A 20690-nucleotide genomic window follows, 5' to 3' on the forward strand; every position below is an offset into this window, starting at 1 on the left:
CAAAAATCGACTCTGTGCAGTGGGCGGGTGTGGGCGGTCTTGCTGTTCCCTTCACCGTATCACGGCGTTCTCGCCGTCAAGGGCGGCGCGCGCCATGCGCGCTTGCGTCCTGGCGGCCGTCTGCGACCCCTGACTGCTTGCGCTGCGCCGTGCTGCCGCCGGTTCCGGGCAATTCCGCCCGAGCAACCGGAGCACGATCATGTCGCAACTGTCCTTTCCCTCGTTCGATTCCTGTCTGCTGGTGCGCGACGCGCACGGGCGCTATCTACCGGCATCGGCCGACGACATTCTGGAAGCTGCGCGCCAGGTCATTGACCGGAAAATGCGGCGCGGAGCAGAGTTCACTTCGCCGGCGGCGGTCAAGGAATACTTGCGTACAAAGTTGGCCAGCTTCGAGCATGAGGTGTTCGTAGTGCTGTTCATGGATACGCGCCATCGTCTGATCGAATACAGGGAGATGTTCCACGGCACTATTGACGGTGCGTCGGTGTATCCGCGCGAAGTGGTCAAGGAGGCGCTGCGGCTCAATGCGGCGGCGGTCGTCGTTTCGCACAACCATCCGAGCGGAAACCCCGAGCCGAGCGCGGCTGACCGGGCGCTGACCCAGCGGCTCAAGGAAGCGTTGGGTCTGGTGGACGTGCGCGTGCTCGATCACATCATCGTTGCGGGCAACGAAACGGCATCGTTCGCCGAGCATGGGCTGATCTAGCCCAAGGGGCTTCGGCCCCTTTTTGCTGCGCCTGGTGGCATAGCTATGGCCCTCGCGGCCTGATGCTCAGGCCGTCGCAACCTGAATCATCTCGTCGTAATGTTTCTTGTCCACCTCTTCCAGCCACTGGAAGATGTTCCCGATGACGCTGTGGCTTTCGCCTGCCAAGTTTTCTGCGGATTCCTCTGTTATCTCAATAACGTCGCTATGTGAATACTTATTGATAAAGCGGTAGATTTTTTCTTTAAGCTCTGGTGTCGTGATGGTGCAATCTTTTAGGCCAGCCTCCATCAATTGACTAATGTCGCTTCGACGCCTTGGATATTTGAAGGTGAAAAACGATTCAACAAGCTTTCGGGCGAGGTTGGCGGTCAAGAACGCCTCATCTCGATTGAGTGTTGTGTGCGCCCTATATTCGTAGAGCTTCTTGAAGATATAGTGGTACTCGGAACCGTAGTTCTTGAGTGAGTCGTCGGCATCCACAAGTAGGGAGTGACGAGGGGAGCCAGGTGGCGCATCCAGGCGATAAAAGAAGCAATTCTCGGCGTTGCCTTTTTTGACTCGATTCCTATTGGTGCCAGTGAACCAGTCTCTCACTAGCTTAAAGTAAGTGAAGTTGTGAGTCAGCACAAAAAGTTGCTTGGCTTCAGTGCATTGCGTTCTCAAAAACGAGTAGGCGTGAAACAAGTGATTAGAATCAAAGCTTGAGACCGGATCGTCAACGACGACGATCGTATCCTTGATGTTATTTCCATTTTCTTTGAGCTTCGTGATGAAATAGACAAATGCAATCGCAGTTTTCTCACCTTCGCTCAAATTCCCATCGTGCTCACCAACCCCGTTTCTGATGATCTCATAGCCTTTCTTCTTCTGATTGAAGTTCAGGCAAAGCTCAGAGCGGCCAATGAAGCGATGCAGGATGTCATTGAACTCCTTTGCCCCGACCGTTTCATTCGAGAGCGCCGCTTCTATGGCTCCGACCTCTAGACTAATTTTTTCAATTTCCTTATGGTCGTTCTTTGCTTCTGACTCAAGGTCATTGCACTTCTTCTCACTTCCAGCATAGTCAAACTCTTGCACCTCAGCCGCAGCAAAGTGAAGCTCCAGTGCCACCTTGCTTTTTGAGGTCTCAGATTTGAAATTTGAAGTCTTATTGTTGTGCTTTCCAACGAGAGCAACAATCGATTTCAGGATGTCATTGAAATTGGTGACATCGTCTTCAACCACATCCGAGATCTGAATGTCTGTCTTCCCAGGGTCTGTGATCTTGGCCTTCAGGGCTTCCCGCCAGGCGTCGATTTGCTGGTCGATCTTTTCAGCAGCAGTTGCGTAGTCCTTTTGAAGCTTCTCTGCCTCGGCCGATAGTTCTTTATAAAACTCGGTCGATGCGGGAAACTGATTAGCTGGAGCGCCTTGAGATTCAATCCATGTCGCCGCGTTCTGAAGTCGGCTCTGAAACTCCGTGAACTCCTTGCTGAAGTGGGCAGCAAGCGCCTCGGCACGAAGCTGGGCGAACGGAGAGCCGCAGAACTCGCAGGATTGCGAGTCGTGGTTTTTATGGATTTCCAAGCCTGCTTGAACCCATTCGCGGATTTCCGGGTTATCGGTCAGCCGCTGGATTGCTTGATTGACCGCCGTAGTCCCAATCAAATCTCTGATGCGGCCCGCCGCTTTCTTAAAGTAGTCCGGCTCAATGGCCGTTGAGGCGAAAGCAATGCTTGGAAGCTGATCTGGCTTGGCGGCATTCGTAAGGTCGATAACCCTCTCATCTGGAAGAACCGACTCCGCCTTGATAATTGTCTCGCCGTTATTCTGTATGAAGTTGAAGAGCTTGCGGCGGTCGTAATTCAAGTAATAACTGTCGCTCGTATCAATCGCCTGAAGTCCAAGCTTCATTTTCTTGGCAGCATTGGTCAGGAACTTCTCTAATGCCTCACGCTGCTTCTTGATATCGCTTTGCTTGTCGTCGTGAGCCTTCTTTTTCGACTGAAGCTCGCTCTTCAGCTTCTCCAGCTTCTGCAAGTCATCAATCTTCTCTTTCGCAATAAGAAGGATGCTCTTTACGGATTTGTCCCAATCAATGTTCTCATGCACGAAGCGTTGATTGAAAACATGAATATTCAATTGGGATGAGTGGAGTGTGGATTCCGTGATCGTTGAGCCATCCTCCAGAACTACTGAAAATTGGCCCGTGCTGAAGCGGGGAACCATCGAGCGAAGCTCAAAGCAAGAGAATAGATTCGATAACGTTGACTTGCCTGTTCCATTCCAACCATAGACCAGGTTGTACCGGCCGAACTTTTGGATCTTCGTTCCATTGAAGTCGCTGAAGATTCCGAACTGTTTGAGGCGGTTGATGCAGACAATCATCTCTATATCTCCGTGTTCTTGCTTTCCCATCATTTGCTTGCGAAACAAATGGTAAACGAAGAGTCCTCTTGCGTCTCCGCTTCGCGGATCGCGCTGCTCCAGGTTCGCTAGTCGCTCATCCCTGGCGGGACTGGCTTCGCCAGCCTTCCGCATCGCTGACGCCTACGGCCCGGCTTCCAGCTTCGGGCCTGCGCGCTTCGCTTGCGTGCGGTCAGCACAAAGGGATGGCCGTTGCCTTGTCCAGCCGTCTCCCCTGACTTCATCACCTTACCCGCGACCGTAGCCCGCGACCGTGTGCCGTCAAGGCGCGCAGGGCCGTGTCCTCGGCTGCGCCTGCGGGCCGCACCAACCCTGCGCTTGGCTCCTTGACGGCCCCCGTCCGCGCGCTCCTTTGGGCGCGGGCGATGAACTCAGGAAAGACGGTGGCAACAGGGCCAACCGGGTTCCTCGTGCCGACCGCACCAAACAGCCGAAAGGCTGGGCTCCGAATCTAGAAATCCGGTGTGCGGTGTGAACAGCAAACCTCTTTTGTCAGGAGAAAGACCATGCAACTCGCATCCCGTTTCGCTTTCCGCTCCCCCTCGCTGCGCAGCGATTACCCGCTGTCCGACGACCAGATTCACCGCGTGGCCCCGTCCATCTTCGCGGATGCCCCGCACGAGAGCCGTTCGCAGCGGTACGCCTATATCCCCACCGCCGCCGTGCTGACCGAGCTTCGCAAAGAAGGCTTCCAGCCTTTCATGGTGACGCAAACCCGCGTGCGCGACGAAGGCAAGCGCGAGCACACCAAACACATGATTCGCTTGCGCCATGCCAGCCAGATCAACGGCGCGGAGGCCAACGAAATCGTGCTGCTGAACTCGCACGACGGCACCAGCAGCTATCAGATGCTGGCCGGAATGTTCCGGTTCGTGTGCAGCAATGGCCTTGTCTGCGGCAACACCGTGGCCGATGTGCGAGTGCCCCATAAAGGCGACGTGGCCGGTCTGGTCATTGAGGGGGCTTACGAAGTCTTGAGCGGTTTCGATCGGGTGAAGGAATCGCGCGATGCCATGCGCGGCATCACCTTGGACGATGGCGAATCCGAAGTGTTCGCCCGCGCCGCGCTCGCCCTCAAGTACGACGACCCCGACAAGCCCGCGCCCATCACGGAATCGCAAATCCTGATGCCGCGCCGCTTCGACGACCGCCGCCCCGACCTGTGGAGCGTGTTCAACCGCACCCAAGAAAACCTGACCCAAGGCGGGCTGCGTGGCCGCAGCGCCAACGGGCGCCGACAGCAAACCCGCCCGGTGCAGGGCATCGACCAAAACATCCGACTAAATCGCGCCCTCTGGCTGCTGGCCGATGGCATGCGCCAGTTGAAAGCCTGAATCCCCACGCGGCAGGGGCAGGCAGCAGCCCTTGTCGCTTTCTTCGCTGCTGCATCCCTGAACCGATAGGAGTTATCACCATGAACGCCGTTACCCAAACCGAAGCCCGCGCCATCAACACCGCCGCCGCTATCCCGCTGGAAGCCGCTGATCCGACCAAGAACCTGATTCTGGTTCCGCTGTCGCGGCTGGTGTCGCGTCCCACTGGCCGCAACGTGCGCAAGACCCCGCGCATGTCCATTCCCGAACTCGCCGCCAGCATCCAGCGTGTCGGCCTGCTGCAAAACCTCATCGTGATTGCCGCCGCCGATGGCGAGCATTACGAGGTCGTGGCCGGTGACCGTCGCCTCGCAGCGTTGAAGCTGCTGGCGAAAAAGCACCGCATTAGCAAGGAATGGGAGGTGCCTTGCCTGCTGGTGGCCGATGGCACCGCCCGCACGGCCAGCCTCACCGAGAACGTGCAGCGCGAAGCCATGCACCCCGCCGACCAGTTCGAGGCGTTCGCCGCGCTCGTGGCCGAAGGCCGCAGCATCGAGGACATTGCAGCGGATTTCAGCGTCACGCCGCTGGTGGTGCAGCGCCGTCTGAAACTCGCCAACGTGTCGCCGCGCCTGCTGGCCGACTACCGGGCCGAGGCCGTGAGCCTTGACCAGTTGATGGCCCTCGCCATCACCGACGACCATGCTGCGCAGGAAGCCGCGTTCTACGATGCGCCCACATGGCAGCGCGGCCCGCACAACCTGCGCGACCGCCTGACCGAACGCGAAATCGACGCCTACCGGCATCCGCTGGTGCGCTTTGTCGGGCTGGACGGCTACGAGCAGGAAGGCGGTGGCATCCGCCGCGACCTGTTCGCGGAGGGCGACAAAGGCGTGTATCTGACCGATGCCGCACTGCTGGAACGGCTGGCGCAGGACAAGCTGGCAGGTATCGCCGCCAAGGTGCAGGCCGAGGGCTGGGCGTGGGTGGATGCCACGCCGGGCATGACCCATGCCGATCTGCAAGCCTTCCAGCGTGCGCCAAGGGAACGCCGCAGTCCGAACAAGCGCGACGCGCAGCGCATCGAGAAGCTGCAAACCAAGCTGCACGAACTGGCCGAGGCGGTGGATGCCGCGCTGGACGACGAGGACGAGGAAAAGGCCGATGCCTTGCAGGAAGAAGGCGAACGCCTGGGCGAGCAGTTGCAGGCGCTGGAAGATGGCTTGCTGGACTATGCGGCCAACGTGAAGGCCGCAGCCGGTGCCATTGTCACCATCGACCGCGACGGGCAGGCCGCGATTCATCGCGGGCTGCTGCGCGAAGCGGAGGCCAAGGCACTGCGCACGCTGGAGCGGCTGCGGCAGGGTTTCGGCAGCGAAGGCGAAGCCGCGAACGAGGACGCAGGCGAGGACGACGAGCAGCCCAAGACCGCCGCCATGTCTGACCGACTGGCGCAGCGGTTGAGCGCGCACCGTACCGCTGCGCTGCAAATCGAAGTTGCACGGCATCCGCAAGCAGCGCTGGCCGCCGTGGTGCATGGCATGGTGCAGACCGTCTTGCAGGAAAGGCACTACGGGCACGACCTGCCGCTGGGTGTGCGCCTCACGGTGCAAGACCGGCTGGAAGGCATGGCCCCGGACTGGCCGGAATCACCCGCCGCCGTGGCGCTGCGCGAACTGCAACAGGTGGCAGGCGAAACCTTGCCGGAGGACAGCGCCGAACTGTTCGCCGCGCTGCTGGCGAAATCACAGGATGAACTGGTGCGGCTGTTGGCCGTGTGCTTAGCTTCCACGGTGGACGTGGTGACGCCTCGCGCCACGCCGCACCAGCCCGGCGCGGAACTGGCGCAGGCCGTGGGGCTGGATATGGCCGCGTGGTGGCAGCCCACCAATGAGGGTTACTTCCGGCATGTGCCGAAGGCCGCGATTCTGGAAGCCGTTGGCGGGTTCGCGCCCTCGCACGTCACCCGACTGGCGAAGTTGAAGAAGGGCGACATTGCCAGCGAAGCCGAACGGCTGGCCGCTGGCACCGGCTGGATGCCCGCCATCTTCCGCTCCGAAGGCCCGCAGCAGACCGGGCAGGACGCGCCGGCGGATGGCGAAGCCGAAGCACAGGAAGAAGTGGCCGCCGTGGCGGATGACCAGCCGCAGGCCGAGGCTTTGGCCGCGTGACTTCGCACCGTAGATAGCGCCCCGGTTCCGGCCGGGGCGCTTCATGTTGAGGATGCCTGCCATGACCCACCAACCCGCAAACCGCCCCCGCATAGCTGCGACCTATGCCTCCGGCACGGTGCGCGCCCGCCGCTGGCACGGCGACGGCGACGTGCGCGGCTACCGTCCGCCGCGTGGCTGGACGGCCCGCGCCGACCTGACCGATCTGCATCCCCTCACGGGCCGCGCCTTGCCGCGCGCCGTGTGGTGGATCATCGAAACCAAGGAATAACGAGCCGCACCGGCCCCAAGCCGTGCCGCCTTGGGGCCGGTGGTCGAAAACTCCGGGCGCGGCGGTGGCCGCGCCCGGTTTCACTGCTCAAAGCCAAAACGCCCCATCGCCGCCTTCGGACAGGCGGCGATGGGGCCACGCACAAGGGCGCTCGTGCGCGAAATCCACGAAGCCAGCAAGTGTGGCGGCGCATCGCGCCGCCAACGATTCGACCGAGCCCCGCCGCAATGGGCGGGGCTGGTGTGGCTACGCCCCGGCTTGCTGCGGCAGGTTGCACGAAAGCGTGCCGTCCCCGACGCTGGCGGTTCGTTGTCTGTACGTCACGAAAGACGGTTCACCGACACGCCGCCCAGCCTCGCTTCTATGGAGCTTCCACACCACGCCTCAGTATGTGGCCGTGAGCTGCGGCAGGGGCGCTCTGGCCTTGTCGTCGGGGCATTGACCTGGCCCGCGTCAGGGCGCAAGCCGGTGCAGCCGTCACGCGGGGATGCCGAGTTGGCCACGTCTCCATTCGGGAGCGGGCGGCCTGTGCGTCCTTGTCTTGTTGTGAATCCTGGCGGTGGCGCGGCTGCGCCTTGTGCTTGATGGCCGCAACCTTGCAGCGAAAACAATTTCCCCTGCGCTGCGCGCATTCCTCGCGGGACAAATTCTTTTCGCTTCCAGGTTCTCCACGTTGTTGCGACCGCTGCGCGGTGCGACCAGCCCATCCCCCGCCGGCCGGATCACAACAAGGACGCACTGGCGCGACCTTGTTCAACCCGAAAGGAGAAACATCATGGCTAACATCGGCACCTTCACCGCAGAGAAAGACGGCTTCACCGGCACGCTTCGCACCCTGACGCTCAACGTCAAGGTCAAGCTGGTTCCCAACGACAAGGGCGACACCGAGAACGCCCCCGACTTCCACCTGCAAGCGGCTGGCCACGAAGTCGGCGCAGCGTGGAAGAAGACCAGCGAGGCCGGGCGGGAATACCTGTCCGTATCCATCGACGACCCTTCGTTCCCGGCGACGGTCTATGCCCGCCTGATCGAGAACGAGGACGGCACGCACGACCTGATCTGGTCGCGCAACAAGCCGAAGGCGGCCTGACAGCCGCTTACCGCGTCCCGCCCACTGCGGCGGGGCGCGATGCTGCTGATCGCAGCACCGCACGCGCAGGATTTCTGCTGCTGCCGCGTGCTGGATACGCCCGTCACGGCGGGCCTGCATGCGTGCCTTGTGGCTCGCAATCCGTGTCAACGAGCGGTGTGTGGCGTGTCGGCGCTGTAAGCGCCGCCGGGCTTTCGGGCTTCGCCCCGTGCCGGCAAGCCGTCACGGCCATCCGGCTTCAATCCCTCACGCCTTCGCGCCTGCGGCGCTGCGCGCTCCGCTTGCTGCAATTCAGTACCACACGCCAACGCGCTAAGGCGTGTCGGGCTCTTCCAATATCGCCCTGAGTTCCTGGCGCACCTGTGCCAGCAATTCATCAGCTTCGCGGGTGCTGTCACCGGCATAAGCCAATGTGAGCAGCGTGAGCGGATGCACTTCCATGACCTCGCACAGATCGGCCAGCTTCTGGATGGTTGGGCTTTTCAGGTCGCGCTCCAGCGTGCTCATGTAGGTGCGACTGGACACGTTGGAGAACGCTTCCTGGCTCAAACCACGCGCCTTCCTTACCGTCCGAATCGCCGCTGCCAATGAGTTCTTCGCTGCCACCTATGGTTTCCCCAAAAAACCAAGATGACAGCCCATTGCGCCCTATAGGACTACAATCTATAGTGTTCATTTGGTGGTGATGTTTTCCTTTTCCGTGCTTTTACGGAGATCCGCATCTGCGGATTTCCTCAGACCCAGGGAACCGCATCCGTGTCTTTCCTGACTTCCACCAATACGCCTTCGTGCCTCTCCGCTTTTGCGGCTTCGTGCGCTTGCGCATACGTGCATCCGTCCGCAGGCGCAGATGCGCCTCGGCGATTGCGTGTGTTCGTGGAAGGGGCGCGGCCTTGACCACGCTTGTCACCGAGGAAGACCGGGTGCACCTACTGGCCCACGGCCTCACCCGCGCCGCAGGCCAGGAATGTGACCCGCTGCCCGTGGTGCGCCTGTTCACACCGGACGCACATGCGACCTGGCTATTGGCCGCGCTCGATCCGACCGATGGCGATACGGCCTACGGCCTGATCGACCTCGGGATCGGGATGCCTGCCCTGGCGACGGTGAAGCTGTCCGATCTGGCGTCCATCGTCGGGCCGCTCAAGCAGCCCGTGATACGAGATCGGTATTTCCAGCCGACGCGGCCGCTGTCGGAATACGTTCGACTGGCTCAGGAAAACGGTTCGATCACCGATTGACGCATTCCAGCGCGACCAGGCAAAAAGTATCGCATTGTGACTATTTCGGTCTTAGCCAAGACCTGGCAAGTCTTGATCCGCATGCTTGCACCAGGGTGGTGCGCTCCTGACCAAAACAGTCATGATGCCAGGCGCGAGATTCGGCACGGTGTTCAATGCTGCACCCCATTTCCGGGCGGTGCAGTCGTCGCATTTAGACGATTTCGGCAATGCACTGGAGCGAATCTGTCTTGACACCAGCAGTTAAAGCGTAACCCGAGTTTGATGACCACTTGATGGCGATTCGATAGCTCCCGCACAGCGGAATTGTGGCGACGTTCCCAGAAACAGGGAGGTTTCGCCATGACTGACCGCAGCAGCCAACACTGGTATCCCACGGCCGCGTATCTCTACACGCTGCACCTCGATGGCCCAGCGCTGGCTTGGGAGTATTTGCGCAGGAATCCAAGCTACCGGCGCGACTGGCTACGCCGGCGTCGCAAGCCTGATGCGGCGCAGGCCTGGGGCCTGCGCCTGCTGGAAGATCCCGGCCTGGATGCGCGCGACGCACATCCTGCTTGGTTCCCCGATCACGATGCCGTGGTGCAGCTATACCCCGACGCCGACCCACCACCCGATGCGCATACCTTCGAGTTCTGGCGCATTCCTGGGCGCAAGCAACTGACCCACGACGGCAAGCGCCTGGTGCTCGTATCGCATTGGCCAGGCTGCTGCGTTCGGCTGGCACTCGCACCCGACCTGGAAGATGGTTCGGCCTATCTCTACGCCACACGCGCCTGCGCCACGCCCTGTGCGCGCTACCGCACGCTCGCTGCGAAGCTGGATGCGCTATCTGCCGCAACCGTGGCCACGCCTGTGGCAACAGCCCGCTCCCGCCCCACGCCCGCCGCGCTGCTGGAACTGCATACCTTGCAAGCGCTCGACGCGACCCTCGCGGGAGCCTCCTTGCGCGAGGTGGGCGAAGGTCTGTTCGGCGCGGATGCCGTCGCGGCCGACTGGCACAAAGACAGTGCATTGCGTGCCCGCGTACGGCGGCTGGTACGCCGCGGCGATGAGCTGATGCACGGCGGCTACCGCCGACTAGCGCAGCTTCCAATGTTCCCGTCGCATTAGGGGGGACGTTTCTCGACCCGTGCGAATCGTCCCTTAGCAAGAAGCCTTGCTTTCTTGAGAGTGCCTCTATCCGGCCGCGTGGTGTGGCCGGGCTTGATGGAGGTACATCCCATGCGACCTGCTCCCTCGCGGCCTGCCGCCGCTGCCGTCACTGCGACCTCGCAGCCTCAACGCTACCTGACAAACGACGAAGCCGCCGACTACCTGCGGCTGTCGCCGCGCACGCTGGAGAAGCAGCGGGTGATCGGCGGCGGCCCCAAGTTCCGCAAGTTCGGCCGCCGCGTCATGTACGCGGTGTCCGACCTCGATGCCTGGGCCGACCAGCGCAGCTACGAGGCCACGTCCGATCCCGAATACGCCGAGCGCCACGCGGGCGACTACCGTGATGGCCGCTGATCGTCGGCGCGTGGGTGGCCTTCGCCATGTCCAGCCCGCCAGGGCAAGCCTTGCCGCAGCGCGAACAGCTCGATCTGTTCCGCGCGCTGCCGGGCGACATGGCGCCACGCGATTCCCAGGACTTGATGGCCTTTCCGTTCTTCTCGCTTGCCAAGTCGCGGCGCACGGCGCCGATCGACTTCCGCAGCGGGAACGTCACCATTCGCGTGGAAGGCACGCAGGAGCACGGCATCGCAACGATATGGGATGCCGACGTGCTGATATGGGCCGCCTCGCAGATCGTGGAGGCGCGCGACGCGGGCCTGCGCCCGTCGCGCTGGATACGCGCCACGCCTTACGAGATTTTGCGCTTCATCGGGCGCGGCACGTCCCTCAACGACTACCAGCGCCTGAAGGCCGCCCTCGACCGGCTGCAATCGACCACGGTGGCCACGTCCATCCGCGAAACCACGGGAAGGCGCTTGCATCGCTTCTCGTGGATCAACGAGTGGAAGGAACTCGCCGACGCCAGCGGCACCCCGCTGGGCATCGAGCTGATCTTGCCGGACTGGTTCTATGCCGGCGTGCTCGACGCCGCCCTGGTGCTGACCATCGACCCGGCCTATTTCCGCTTGAAGGGCGGTATCGAACGCTGGCTGTACCGCCTGGTGCGCAAGCATGGCGGGCGGCAGGAGCACGGCTGGCAATTCGACTTCCGACACCTGTACCGCAAATCCGGCAGCGCGGCCCGCTTCTCGGACTTCGCCTACGACGTGCGCGCCCTGGTGGCGCGGCAGTCGTTGCCCGGCTACGTCCTCGGCATCGAGCGGATGCCGGACGACAACACCGAGCTGCTGACCTTCCGGCCCGTGCCGCACGCGGCACGGGGATAACTGCGGGAGAACCTGTGGACGGCCTCGTGCTATCAGGAGTACCGGGTATCGTGCTATCAGGAGTACGACCCTCGTGCTATCAGGAGTACGAAAACGCCGGAAAGCCAACAACGGCGCGGGTTTGCGTTCCCTCTAACTTACCTAACAAGAAATACATAACTTTTAGTAGAAGCGCGCCGTTTCGGTGGACAACCACGAAACGGCACGGCCAGGCCGGCTTTCCAGCTCGGAGGGCCGCGCCATGATCTTCGCGTTTCTCAACCAGAAAGGCGGCGTCGGCAAGACCACGCTCGCCACGCACATCGCCGGCGAACTGGCGATGCGCGGCCTGCATGTCATCCTGCTGGATGCCGACCCGCAGGGGTCATCGCTCGACTGGACGCAGCGGCGTAGCCAGCAGGGCCTGCCCCGTCTGTTCAGCGCCGTGGGCCTTGCCCGCGAAACGCTGCATCAGGAAGCGCCAGAACTCGCCAGGCGGGCCGATCACATCATCATCGACGGCCCGCCGCGCATCGCCGCCCTCGCGCGTTCCGCGCTGCTGGCGGCCGAGCGCGTGCTGATCCCCGTGCAGCCCAGCCCCTACGACGTATGGGCTTCTGCCGAGATGGTCGCACTGATCCGCGAAGCACAGGTGTTCCGGCCAGCGCTGCGCGCGGCCTTCGTCATCAACCGGCGCGTCAGCACCACCATCATCGGCAGGGAGGCACGGCAATCGCTGGCCGAACAGCCGCTGCCCGCGCTGCGCTCGGAGATCCACCAGCGCATCGTCTTTGCCGACAGCGTAGCCGCTGGCCGGCTCGCCCGCGAAACCGCGCCCGACAGCGCCGCTGCCCGCGAGATCGCCGCGCTCACCGACGAACTGCTGCGGTGGCCGACATGACTGGGAAGCCACCACCACGCAGCAAGCGCGTCGGCATCGGTGCGCGTCCCCCAGCGAATCCGCACGCCGAAGCGTGGATTCGCCAGGGCGACGCAGATGCCGTGCAGAAAGGCGACCTCTACACCGCTCGACTGACGCTCGACATCACGCCCGCCATGCGGGCGCGCATCAAGGTGTCGGCCTTCACGCGAGGCGTGACCGTAGCCGAACTGCTGCGCGACCTGCTGGAGCGGGAGTTTCCCCCGGAGGGCACGCCGTGAACGCATCCGCTTCGACCGCCCACACCCCCAAAGCAAGTGCGCCCACGGCTGCGCCGCCGCCGGCGCCTTCGACACTCGCCGGCCAGGCCGGCAACGTGCCGCTGACGCGCGTGGCGCTGGCCTACATCGAACCGCGCTTCAAGCTCTACCTGCGCTTCGGCGAACCGGCGCGCACGCTCCAGCTCGACCGCTGGCGGCGCTGCGCCGTGTTCCTGCCGAACGCGGTTCTGTGCCGCATCCGTTGGCAGGCCAACGACTACGGCACGATCCGCTGGCAGCTCATGGTGATGCAGACCGCCACGCCGCTGGACGCCGTGCAGCGCATCCCCGGCGTGCAGCCGGGCGCGCGTCTGCTGCTGCACGCCGAAGGCGATGCCAACGTGCGCGCCGTGCTGGAACGCATCGACGGCATCGAGGCGCTGGGCATCGCAGCCGCAGACACATCGCCCGCGTACTGGCGCACGCTCGCGAACCGGCTCGCAGCGCGCTCGGCGCTACCCACATACACCGCAGAACGGCACGCCGCCTGGCTGGCCGGGAGGGCATTGCCATGACCACGATTTCCACGACCGGCCCCGTGCCGCATCCTCGCTCGCGCCTGCGCGCTCGCCTCGTGCTGGCAGGCTTCGCCACCGTCGGCCTCGCTGCGCTGGCCTGGGCGGCGTTCGTGCAGCCCCTGCCGCGAATGGCCTACAACCCGTCCGACAGCGTGGCGGTCGGTTGGTATCGCATCGAACCGTTCGACCCGCGCACCGCCTCGCGGCCACGTCCGCTGTCCGTGGACAGCATCGTGCTGATGCCGCTGCCCGACAGGGCCGCCATGCTGGCTGCGCAGCGCGGCTACCTGCCGACCCGCGTTCCGCTGCTCAAACGTGTGGGCGCAGTCGCGCCACAACACGTTTGCATCGTCGCCGGCCAGGTTCGCATCGACGGCGTGCCGGTGGCCGCCGCCCTGCCTGCCGACCGGCTGGGCCGGCCGCTGCCATCCTTGCAGCTTTGCCGCCGTCTCCAACCGGGCGAACTGTTCCTGTTGAGCGCGACCAACCCGGCGTCGTTCGACAGCCGCTATTTCGGGCCGGTCAGCGCGTTCGCCGTGATCGGCGTTGCGCATCCGATCTGGCTGGAGACACGTCCATGATGGCCGCCGATTCGCTGCACTTTGCCGCGCCTCTCATCGTGCCATCGGGCATGTCGTTCTACTGTTCGTCGCCGTGTCGTCGCGCGTGCAGTGCGGGTGCATTCGCACCGCACTTCGCGCTGCCTTCGGCGCAGCCGCCCAACGTGCAGGCGTCTTGCCTCGAACGCGCCTGGCCTGCGGCCATTGGCGTGTTCGCCGGCGGGCTGGCTGCTCGTGCAGCAGCGCCGCCGGGCCGCCGATGCCCGGAGCGGGAGCGAGGGGCAAAGGCGGAAGGCAAGACAAAAGGGTTCGGCACTCTGCCGCCCGCAAAGCCAGTCTGCACGTGGGGGTGGCGCGGCACGGCGCGGCTTCGCCGCCGTGCCGCGTGGGGCGCGAGGCACGCGCCGATGCAGGCATGTCCGCGTGCTTCGCACGCTCGGACACGCCGGAGCTTGCAGGGAGCACAGCCATGACCGACCGCGGCGACCATGATTTCTGGGTGCGCCCTAGCGCGCCGAAGAACCGAGGCAAAGGCCAGGGCCAGAGCTTCGTTTCCAAGGTGCTCAAGCAGGCTGGCAAGGCCAGCGGCGGCAAGTCGGCGGTGCGCCGTCCTACCGCTGGCGGGAGCGGCCAGCACGCCGGCCAGCGGCCCGGCTCACGGCTTGGACGCGGCCATACGGCGGCGCGCTTCGCAGGCGCAAAGCTGACCCCTATGTCACGGCGCGTGACCATCAAGACGCTGCTGGTCAACCAGCGCAACGCCAGTCCGCAGTCGCTCGCCAAGCACCTGCGCTACATCGAGCGCGACGGTGCCGGCCGGAACGGCGAGCCGGGCCGTGCCTACGGGCCGCAGACCGACGAAGCCGACCTCGATGCCTTCAAGGAACGCTGCCAGGACGACCGACATCATTTCCGCTTCATCGTCTCACCTGAAGACAGTGCGGAGCTGGACGACCTGCGCACCTACACCCGGCACCTGATGAACCGGATGGAGGCCGACCTGGGGACGCGGCTGGATTGGGTGGCGGTCGATCACTGGAACACCGACAACCCGCACACGCACCTGATCGTGCGCGGACGCGACGATACCGGCAAAGACCTCATCATCGCGGGCGACTACATCGCCCACGGCTTCCGCCATCGCGCCGCCGAGCTGGCGACGGAATGGCTGGGGCCGCGCACCGAACTGGAGATCCAGCAGACCTTGCAGCGCGAGGTGGAGCAAGAGCGGTGGACGAGCCTCGACCGCACGTTGCAGCGCGAGGCCGGCGAGGATGGCCGGGTGCAGATCGAACGCTTCAACGAACCCCGGCTGCAACGCCAGCGCCTGCTGCTGATCGGCCGCCTGCAACACTTGCAGCGCCTGGGCCTGGCCGACGAGGTGCAGCCCGGCACCTGGGCCGTCCATGCGGACGCGGAGAAGACCTTGCGTGCCCTGGGCGAGCGTGGCGACATCATCCGAACGATGCAGCGGGCCATGAGCGGCAAGCCTCGCGAGCTGGCGGTGTTCGAGCCGGGCGACGACGGCCGCACTATCGTCGGTCGCGTGGCTGCTAAGGGTCTGGCCGACGAGCTGCACGACCGCGGCTATCTGGTCATCGACGGGTTGGACGGCAAAGCCCACTACGTCGCGTTGGACGCCCGCGACGAGCTGGCGAACTATCCCATCGGCGCGGTGGTGGAGGTACGCGGTTCCGCCGAGGTGCGGGCGGCCGACAAGAACATCGCCACGCTGGCGAGCAATGGCCTGTACCGCACCGATCACCACCTGGCGATCGAGCAAGGCCGAGCCAAGCCCGGCCGCGACCCGCAAGAGGCTGTGGCGGCCCATATCCGCCGGCTGGAAGCCCTACGGCGGGCCGGCATCGTGGAGCGCGTGGCCGAGGGGTTATGGAAGGTGCCGGACGACTTGGCCGAGCGTGGCCGCCAGTACGACGCGCAGCGGCTGGGCGGCGTGGCGGTCGAACTGAAATCGCATCTGCCGATTGAACGGCAGGCCCGCGTCATCGGCGCGACCTGGCTGGATCAGCAGTTGATCGGCGGCGGCAAGGGACTGGGCGACCTGGGCTTTGGCGGCGATGCTAGGCAAGCCTTGCAGCAGCGCGCCGACTTCCTCGAAGAACAGGGGCTGGCCCAGCGGCGCGGGCAGCGGCTGATTCTCTCCCGGAATCTGCTGGAAACGCTGCGCAATCGGGAGCTGGCGCAGGCCGCCCAGCACATTGCCGCCGATAGCGGATTGGAGCATCGGCACGTCACAGACGGGCAGCGCGTAGCCGGCATCTACCGGCGCTCGGTCATGCTCGCCAGCGGTCGCTATGCGCTGCTCGATGACGGCATGGGATTCAGTCTGGTGCCTTGGCGGCCGATAATCGAGCCACGACTGGGGCAGCAGATCGCCGCGACTGTACGCGGCGGCGGTGTGTCATGGGAGGTTGGACGGCAAAGAGGTCCTGGGATTGGATCGGGGCCGTAGGCTGTCGTACCGAGTTAAGGTGTCGAGCAGCGTTTTGGCCCTAGCTTCTGTGCTCCGTTAAGACGACTAGTCTGTGCTTATCGACGACGCTGTGGGTGCATGGTTGCTTGCCAATTCCGGTGCAACTCGCAAACGCGCTGCCCCGACCTGAACTGCCCATTCAACGATCTGCCCGGCCAATATATCCGTGGCGACACCGAACGCGCTCACCACATCGGCCTCTCGCTTGCTGCCTGTGGCTTGGATTGCTTCGAAGCGTCTACTGGCAATAGCAGTCCGTTTGGCCGGATCGACCAGTTGCACATCGAGCCGAACCGCGGCGATCGCTTCAGTGCCGCGGTATTCGAGCTGGAACGCCCGCAGCGTACTGCGCAACTCCATATCGGCGCTCATTGGGGTGCTATCGGTAATCACGGAAGTCGACCGCCCATCGCGCATGAAGGCTTCGACGATTCGGTCACGCAGCAGCACCGGTGCGGGGTCGGCCCAACGCACTCCTTGCCAAGCCGACAAGCGACCATCGGGCTGCGCAATGAACAGCCGCTCCGAATCCAGGACGCGACTACTCTCAGGGGCGTAGACGCGCAGCGCCCCGGGTCCCGGAACGGCGCGCGGCGTACTCTCCGCCTGGGCGATGTGATAGTCGGGCAATTTGTAGGTGACCATTGGAGCTGCTTTGGGAAGCACACTGCACGCGGACAAGCCGAGTACTAGCGTCATAGTCACGGCAGCGACGGGAATCATCCTGGCGGAAGTGTTCACGGCTTGGTTTCCTCAATGTTCTCTCCACCGAGCAGGTATTGCGCCGGATTGCGATCCAGTCGGCGCAGCACGGTGTTTAGATTGGCCAGCGCCTGCTGGAGTTCGTGCATGGCAGGACCTGTGGCGGCCAAGCCCTGGTTCAGCGATTCCTGATTGTTTTGCAGTAGCGTCTCAACCCTGAAAGCGGCGCGTTCGAGGGATGCCGTTGCATCACGCGTGTTCACCATGATTTGCTTACCATCGTTATTTAGTAGCAGGTTGGCATCGCGAAGAGTGCTATTTGCTTGGCGCACGGCAGCTGTCGATTCTCTGCTTGCTTCGGTCAGATTGCTGATTAACGTCGCGATCTCGGCCCTCTGGTCAGCGACCGCGCCCGTGGTCTGTTCAAGATTCACCAGACTGCGGTGCACAAGAGCCAAATTCTCCTTCGACAGTAACTCCTGCGTGCGCAGCAAGATGCCGTTGAGTGTCGTCATGCTGTTCCCCTCACCGGAGACCAGGGATGCCATCGCCGAACGTGGTGCGAGGATCAACGGTTCCTCGTCCTCTCTCCGATCCAGCAATGGCACGTTTGGCCCACCGTCGCTCAACTCGATCACCGCGTTGCCGGTAATTCCCGTGATGACCAATTCAGCGCGGGTATCCTGCCGGACCGGGATGGTGGCATTGATGCGTACGCGCGCTATCGCCCGCCTTGGGTCTCGCGGTGAAAGAGAAAGTGCAACGACTTCGCCAATCGTGATTCCGCTGTACTGAACCTGGCTGCCGGGCGTAAGCCCGGTCACTGGCTCATCGAACATAATCCGGTAATACTGGTAATCGTGGTCGGAACGTGTGTCGCTGAGCCAAAGCGCGAAGCCAATACCAATCGCACCGAGCAGCACGACGAACAGACCAATGAATACATGATGGGCACGTGGTTCCATGATCAGACCACCTCGTTCTCAGAGTTTAAATATTGCGTGCGCCCAGCCCAATGCGTGCGCGACGGAAGAATGATGCAGATGCGGAGGGGTTTCATGGCTGCGTCTCTTGGCTGGAAGCACCAGTGGCCTGTGCGGCCGCACGGCCACGGGGGCCGTGAAAGTATTCCTGTATCCACGGGTGCTTGAAGCGCTCGACTGCCTCGATGCCGTCGTTGATGAGTACCTTCTGGTTCGCCAGGACCGCGACACGGTCGCATATGGTGTACAGCGTATCGAGGTCGTGGGTTACCAGAAACACCGTGAGGCCCAGTGCATTGCGCAGGGTCAGAATCAATTGGTCGAAAGATGCAGCCCCGATTGGATCCAGTCCTGCGGTGGGTTCGTCAAGAAACAGGATGTTCGCATCAAGCGCCAAGGCTCTCGCCAGTGCTGCTCGTTTCACCATGCCTCCGGACAACGAGGCCGGATACTTGTCTCCCGCTCCGGCAGGCAACCCCACCAAGCCCAGCTTGCTTCTTGCCAAACGCTCGGCAAGAGGCCGCGCCAGACCGACATGCTCGATCAAAGGAAGAGCGACGTTCTCCAAGACGGTCAGCGATGAATACAACGCGCCCTTCTGGAACAGAATGCCGAACCTTCGCTCCATACGCGCGCGCGCAAGCCATTGGGCTCGCAGTAGGTCGCGCCCCCCGATACGGACCACGCCCGAATGCGGCTTCTGCAGCCCGACGACGCTACGCAAGAGCACGGATTTCCCGGTGCCTGACCCTCCCACCACGCCAAGGATTTCCCCGCGCCGCACGTCCAGGTCTAGGTCCTGATGGACCTGCTGGGTTCCAAACCTGTTGTCCAGGCCGCGCACTTCAATAGCGTGTCGCACACCGTTGTCGGTGTCTTGCTTCACCGCGCTCACCAGCCCATCTCCATGAAGAACAGTGCAGCGATGGCGTCTATCAGGATCACCATGAAGATTGATTGCACGACACTAGACGTCGTGTGGTCGCCTACCGACTCAGCGCTACCGGCGACCTTGAACCCTTCATGGCAGCCGATAGCGGCGATCATCACCGCGAAGAGCGGGGACTTGCTCATTCCGACAAGAAAATGGCGCACCTCGATTTTTTCCTGCACGATGGCAAGGAACTGTGCGGGAGGAATTTCCAAGCTCAGTGCGCATACGGTGGCGCCGCCCGCAATGCCAGCCAAGATGCCTACTAAGGTGAGCAGTGGCAAGGACACAAGAAGCGCCAGCACGCGTGGCAGCACCAGTAACTCGATGGGGTCGAGCGCGTTGGAGCGAAGCGCATCGATCTCTTCATTTGCCTTCATCGAACCGATTTGGGCGGTGTACGCGCTTGCGGTACGGCCTGCAATCAATATGGCCGGGAGCAGCACTCCGAACTCGCGCATGAACGAGAAGGCGACCAGATGCACCGAGAAGATGCTCGCACCGAAGTTGGCCAGCACCGTTGCTCCCAGGAACGCCACCACCATTCCTACCATGAAGCTCAGTAGCGCCACGATGGGAATGGCGTCCACCGCTGATCGCTGGATTTGAGCGATCACCGAGGTCGCGCGCCAGCGACGCGGGTGACGAACGGTACGGCTCCATGTTTCGATGATCTGGCCCACGAACCCGGCCAGACCAAGACACGCACGACAGCCCTGTTCCAAGGTCAGGCCTATGCGTCCCAGACCGCGGAGCAGAGGATTCCCGCTCACCGCTGCTTTCTCCGTCTTCTGCTGATCGGTAGCAGCGGCGGCCAGCGCTCTCATTAGGGCGAGGCGATCCGAGGACAGATTTGGAGCTGCCTCCGGCCGGTCGAGTATCGAGTCTGGCCCGAGAATTTCCACCAGCAGAGCCGCGCCGGCGGTGTCCAGTCTCTGGACTTGCGTCCAGTCGAGTAAGGGAGTGGCGTACCCCTCGGCATGACTGATGCGGGCGGCGGACACGGATTTTGCCAGACTGGCGTAGTGCTCTATCGTCCAGTCGCCACCCGCCAGCCATTTGTGATCACCGCCGACCATGGCATCCTGCCGGAGCCAAGCCTGTGAAGCGTTGCTCATGGCTGCGTGTCCCGCCAAGCGCTGTCGATGCGCTCGATGCAGTTCGTGATCGCCGCTTTGGCATGACCCAGCAATGTGTACGAACCGGCGAACTCTTTAATGACGTTGCCGCGCTCGAAGCAACTGGCGGCAGCAACCCGGCGTCCCGTCCTTAAATCGACTGCTTCGAACTCTAGGCTGGCACCACCCGTCGTCACGGGTCCAACCAGCAGGGTCGTCATTGCATTGACTGCCCGATTCGGTGTCTGCAGTTCGGTGACCGCTACACGCACCCGAACCTGTCCCGCGCCACCTGGGGGGGCGGGACTTTTGCCTTCCTGGCGTTTCAGTTCGCTCGTCACATGGTCTAGCACTTCGCGCTGCTGCGCGTCATCGAGCCCATCGATGCGACCCGAGGCGGTCTTGATCTGCGCTTCTTCCACCACGACAGCGGCATAACGCTTGGGCTCGAATCCCGCTGCGCGGTACATCAGTACGTTCTCGTATCGTGTCGGCGATAACTTCTCGTAGTCGCCGAGAAATCCGGAGCGCGTCATGCTGTTGGTCGCGCATCCAGAGAGCGCGCCTGCTACGCAAAAAAAGATGCCGCCGCGGATCAATGCAGTTTTGCTCTTCATAAT

General features: G+C 63.0%; 21 protein-coding genes. 14 read left to right on the forward strand and 7 right to left on the reverse strand.

All coding sequences use genetic code 11. The features are described from left to right. The first annotated feature begins 199 nt into the window (after positions 1-199). Positions 200-709, forward strand: coding sequence for a DNA repair protein RadC (gene radC, locus KDH83_RS02825; RefSeq protein ID WP_003092330.1), 510 nt, complete (start codon positions 200-202; stop codon positions 707-709). 66 nt (positions 710-775) lie between these two features. Here the strand turns inward: radC and KDH83_RS02830 are convergent, their stop codons facing one another. Next, positions 776-3232 carry an AAA family ATPase gene (locus KDH83_RS02830; RefSeq protein WP_001223964.1) on the reverse strand — a complete coding sequence of 819 codons (2457 nt, stop codon included), beginning with the start codon at positions 3230-3232 and terminating at the stop codon, positions 776-778. A 392-nt stretch (positions 3233-3624) separates the two neighbouring features. On the opposite strand from KDH83_RS02830, the gene KDH83_RS02835 reads away from it, so the two are divergent. The 4 genes from KDH83_RS02835 to KDH83_RS02850 all read left to right on the forward strand — a co-directional run bounded on the left by KDH83_RS02835 (position 3625) and on the right by KDH83_RS02850 (position 7963). Then, positions 3625-4452 (forward strand): DUF932 domain-containing protein, encoded by an 828-nt coding sequence (locus KDH83_RS02835; RefSeq protein ID WP_003092327.1) that lies wholly within the window; start codon positions 3625-3627, stop codon positions 4450-4452. A gap of 80 nt (positions 4453-4532) precedes the next feature. Beyond that, positions 4533-6602 (forward strand): ParB/RepB/Spo0J family partition protein, encoded by a 2070-nt coding sequence (locus KDH83_RS02840; protein WP_000994919.1) that lies wholly within the window; start codon positions 4533-4535, stop codon positions 6600-6602. A gap of 61 nt (positions 6603-6663) precedes the next feature. Further along, positions 6664-6873: a hypothetical protein gene (locus tag KDH83_RS02845; protein ID WP_022580212.1), complete on the forward strand. Its 210-nt coding sequence runs from the start codon at positions 6664-6666 to the stop codon at positions 6871-6873. Between the two features lie 775 nt (positions 6874-7648). After that, positions 7649-7963, forward strand: a complete 315-nt coding sequence (locus tag KDH83_RS02850; RefSeq protein ID WP_001273857.1) for a DUF736 domain-containing protein — start codon at positions 7649-7651, stop codon at positions 7961-7963. Between the two features lie 312 nt (positions 7964-8275). Here the strand turns inward: KDH83_RS02850 and KDH83_RS02855 are convergent, their stop codons facing one another. Beyond that, a complete protein-coding gene (locus KDH83_RS02855; RefSeq protein ID WP_006379425.1) occupies positions 8276-8569 on the reverse strand; it encodes a helix-turn-helix transcriptional regulator in 294 nt (97 codons plus the stop codon). A 287-nt stretch (positions 8570-8856) separates the two neighbouring features. On the opposite strand from KDH83_RS02855, the gene KDH83_RS02860 reads away from it, so the two are divergent. The 9 genes from KDH83_RS02860 to KDH83_RS02900 all read left to right on the forward strand — a co-directional run bounded on the left by KDH83_RS02860 (position 8857) and on the right by KDH83_RS02900 (position 16315). After that, the gene (locus KDH83_RS02860; RefSeq protein ID WP_016487838.1) at positions 8857-9204 is read left to right on the forward strand and encodes a DUF2958 domain-containing protein; all 348 of its coding nucleotides are present in this window, start codon (positions 8857-8859) and stop codon (positions 9202-9204) included. A gap of 342 nt (positions 9205-9546) precedes the next feature. Next, a complete protein-coding gene (locus KDH83_RS02865; RefSeq protein ID WP_003092318.1) occupies positions 9547-10317 on the forward strand; it encodes a DUF2285 domain-containing protein in 771 nt (256 codons plus the stop codon). A gap of 111 nt (positions 10318-10428) precedes the next feature. Beyond that, a complete protein-coding gene (locus tag KDH83_RS02870) occupies positions 10429-10713 on the forward strand; it encodes a helix-turn-helix domain-containing protein (protein ID WP_001247107.1) in 285 nt (94 codons plus the stop codon). Between the two features lie 26 nt (positions 10714-10739). After that, positions 10740-11585, forward strand: a complete 846-nt coding sequence (locus tag KDH83_RS02875; RefSeq protein WP_022652188.1) for a replication initiator protein A — start codon at positions 10740-10742, stop codon at positions 11583-11585. A gap of 241 nt (positions 11586-11826) precedes the next feature. Further along, positions 11827-12465: a ParA family partition ATPase gene (gene parA, locus KDH83_RS02880; protein WP_003092312.1), complete on the forward strand. Its 639-nt coding sequence runs from the start codon at positions 11827-11829 to the stop codon at positions 12463-12465. Next, complete coding sequence (locus tag KDH83_RS02885) at positions 12462-12725, forward strand: hypothetical protein (protein WP_000147048.1); 264 nt, start codon at positions 12462-12464, stop codon at positions 12723-12725. The genes parA and KDH83_RS02885 overlap by 4 nt, the downstream gene beginning before the upstream one ends. After that, the gene (locus tag KDH83_RS02890; protein ID WP_023093372.1) at positions 12722-13279 is read left to right on the forward strand and encodes a DUF2840 domain-containing protein; all 558 of its coding nucleotides are present in this window, start codon (positions 12722-12724) and stop codon (positions 13277-13279) included. Before KDH83_RS02885 ends, KDH83_RS02890 begins: the two co-directional genes overlap by 4 nt. Beyond that, positions 13276-13863 carry a S26 family signal peptidase gene (locus KDH83_RS02895; RefSeq protein WP_003092304.1) on the forward strand — a complete coding sequence of 196 codons (588 nt, stop codon included), beginning with the start codon at positions 13276-13278 and terminating at the stop codon, positions 13861-13863. Before KDH83_RS02890 ends, KDH83_RS02895 begins: the two co-directional genes overlap by 4 nt. A gap of 448 nt (positions 13864-14311) precedes the next feature. After that, positions 14312-16315, forward strand: coding sequence for a relaxase/mobilization nuclease and DUF3363 domain-containing protein (locus tag KDH83_RS02900; RefSeq protein WP_212312688.1), 2004 nt, complete (start codon positions 14312-14314; stop codon positions 16313-16315). Positions 16316-16381: 66 nt separating this feature from the next. Here KDH83_RS02900 and KDH83_RS02905 read toward each other — a convergent pair whose 3' ends face one another. From KDH83_RS02905 to KDH83_RS02925, 5 genes are all read right to left on the reverse strand, one after another. Next, positions 16382-16981: an ABC-type transport auxiliary lipoprotein family protein gene (locus KDH83_RS02905; RefSeq protein ID WP_003124411.1), complete on the reverse strand. Its 600-nt coding sequence runs from the start codon at positions 16979-16981 to the stop codon at positions 16382-16384. A 92-nt stretch (positions 16982-17073) separates the two neighbouring features. Next, positions 17074-18003 carry an MlaD family protein gene (locus tag KDH83_RS02910; RefSeq protein WP_000433686.1) on the reverse strand — a complete coding sequence of 310 codons (930 nt, stop codon included), beginning with the start codon at positions 18001-18003 and terminating at the stop codon, positions 17074-17076. A 91-nt stretch (positions 18004-18094) separates the two neighbouring features. Next, positions 18095-18916 carry an ATP-binding cassette domain-containing protein gene (locus KDH83_RS02915; RefSeq protein ID WP_023093371.1) on the reverse strand — a complete coding sequence of 274 codons (822 nt, stop codon included), beginning with the start codon at positions 18914-18916 and terminating at the stop codon, positions 18095-18097. Continuing rightward, positions 18913-20070, reverse strand: coding sequence for an ABC transporter permease (locus KDH83_RS02920; RefSeq protein WP_000063629.1), 1158 nt, complete (start codon positions 20068-20070; stop codon positions 18913-18915). The genes KDH83_RS02915 and KDH83_RS02920 overlap by 4 nt, the downstream gene beginning before the upstream one ends. Then, positions 20067-20687, reverse strand: a complete 621-nt coding sequence (locus KDH83_RS02925) for a DUF3313 family protein (protein WP_000837791.1) — start codon at positions 20685-20687, stop codon at positions 20067-20069. The genes KDH83_RS02920 and KDH83_RS02925 overlap by 4 nt, the downstream gene beginning before the upstream one ends. Between the last annotated feature and the right edge of the window lie 3 nt (positions 20688-20690).

Origin of the sequence: Achromobacter sp. Marseille-Q0513, assembly GCF_018195695.1 — a bacterium.
GTDB lineage: Bacteria > Pseudomonadota > Gammaproteobacteria > Burkholderiales > Burkholderiaceae_B > Achromobacter.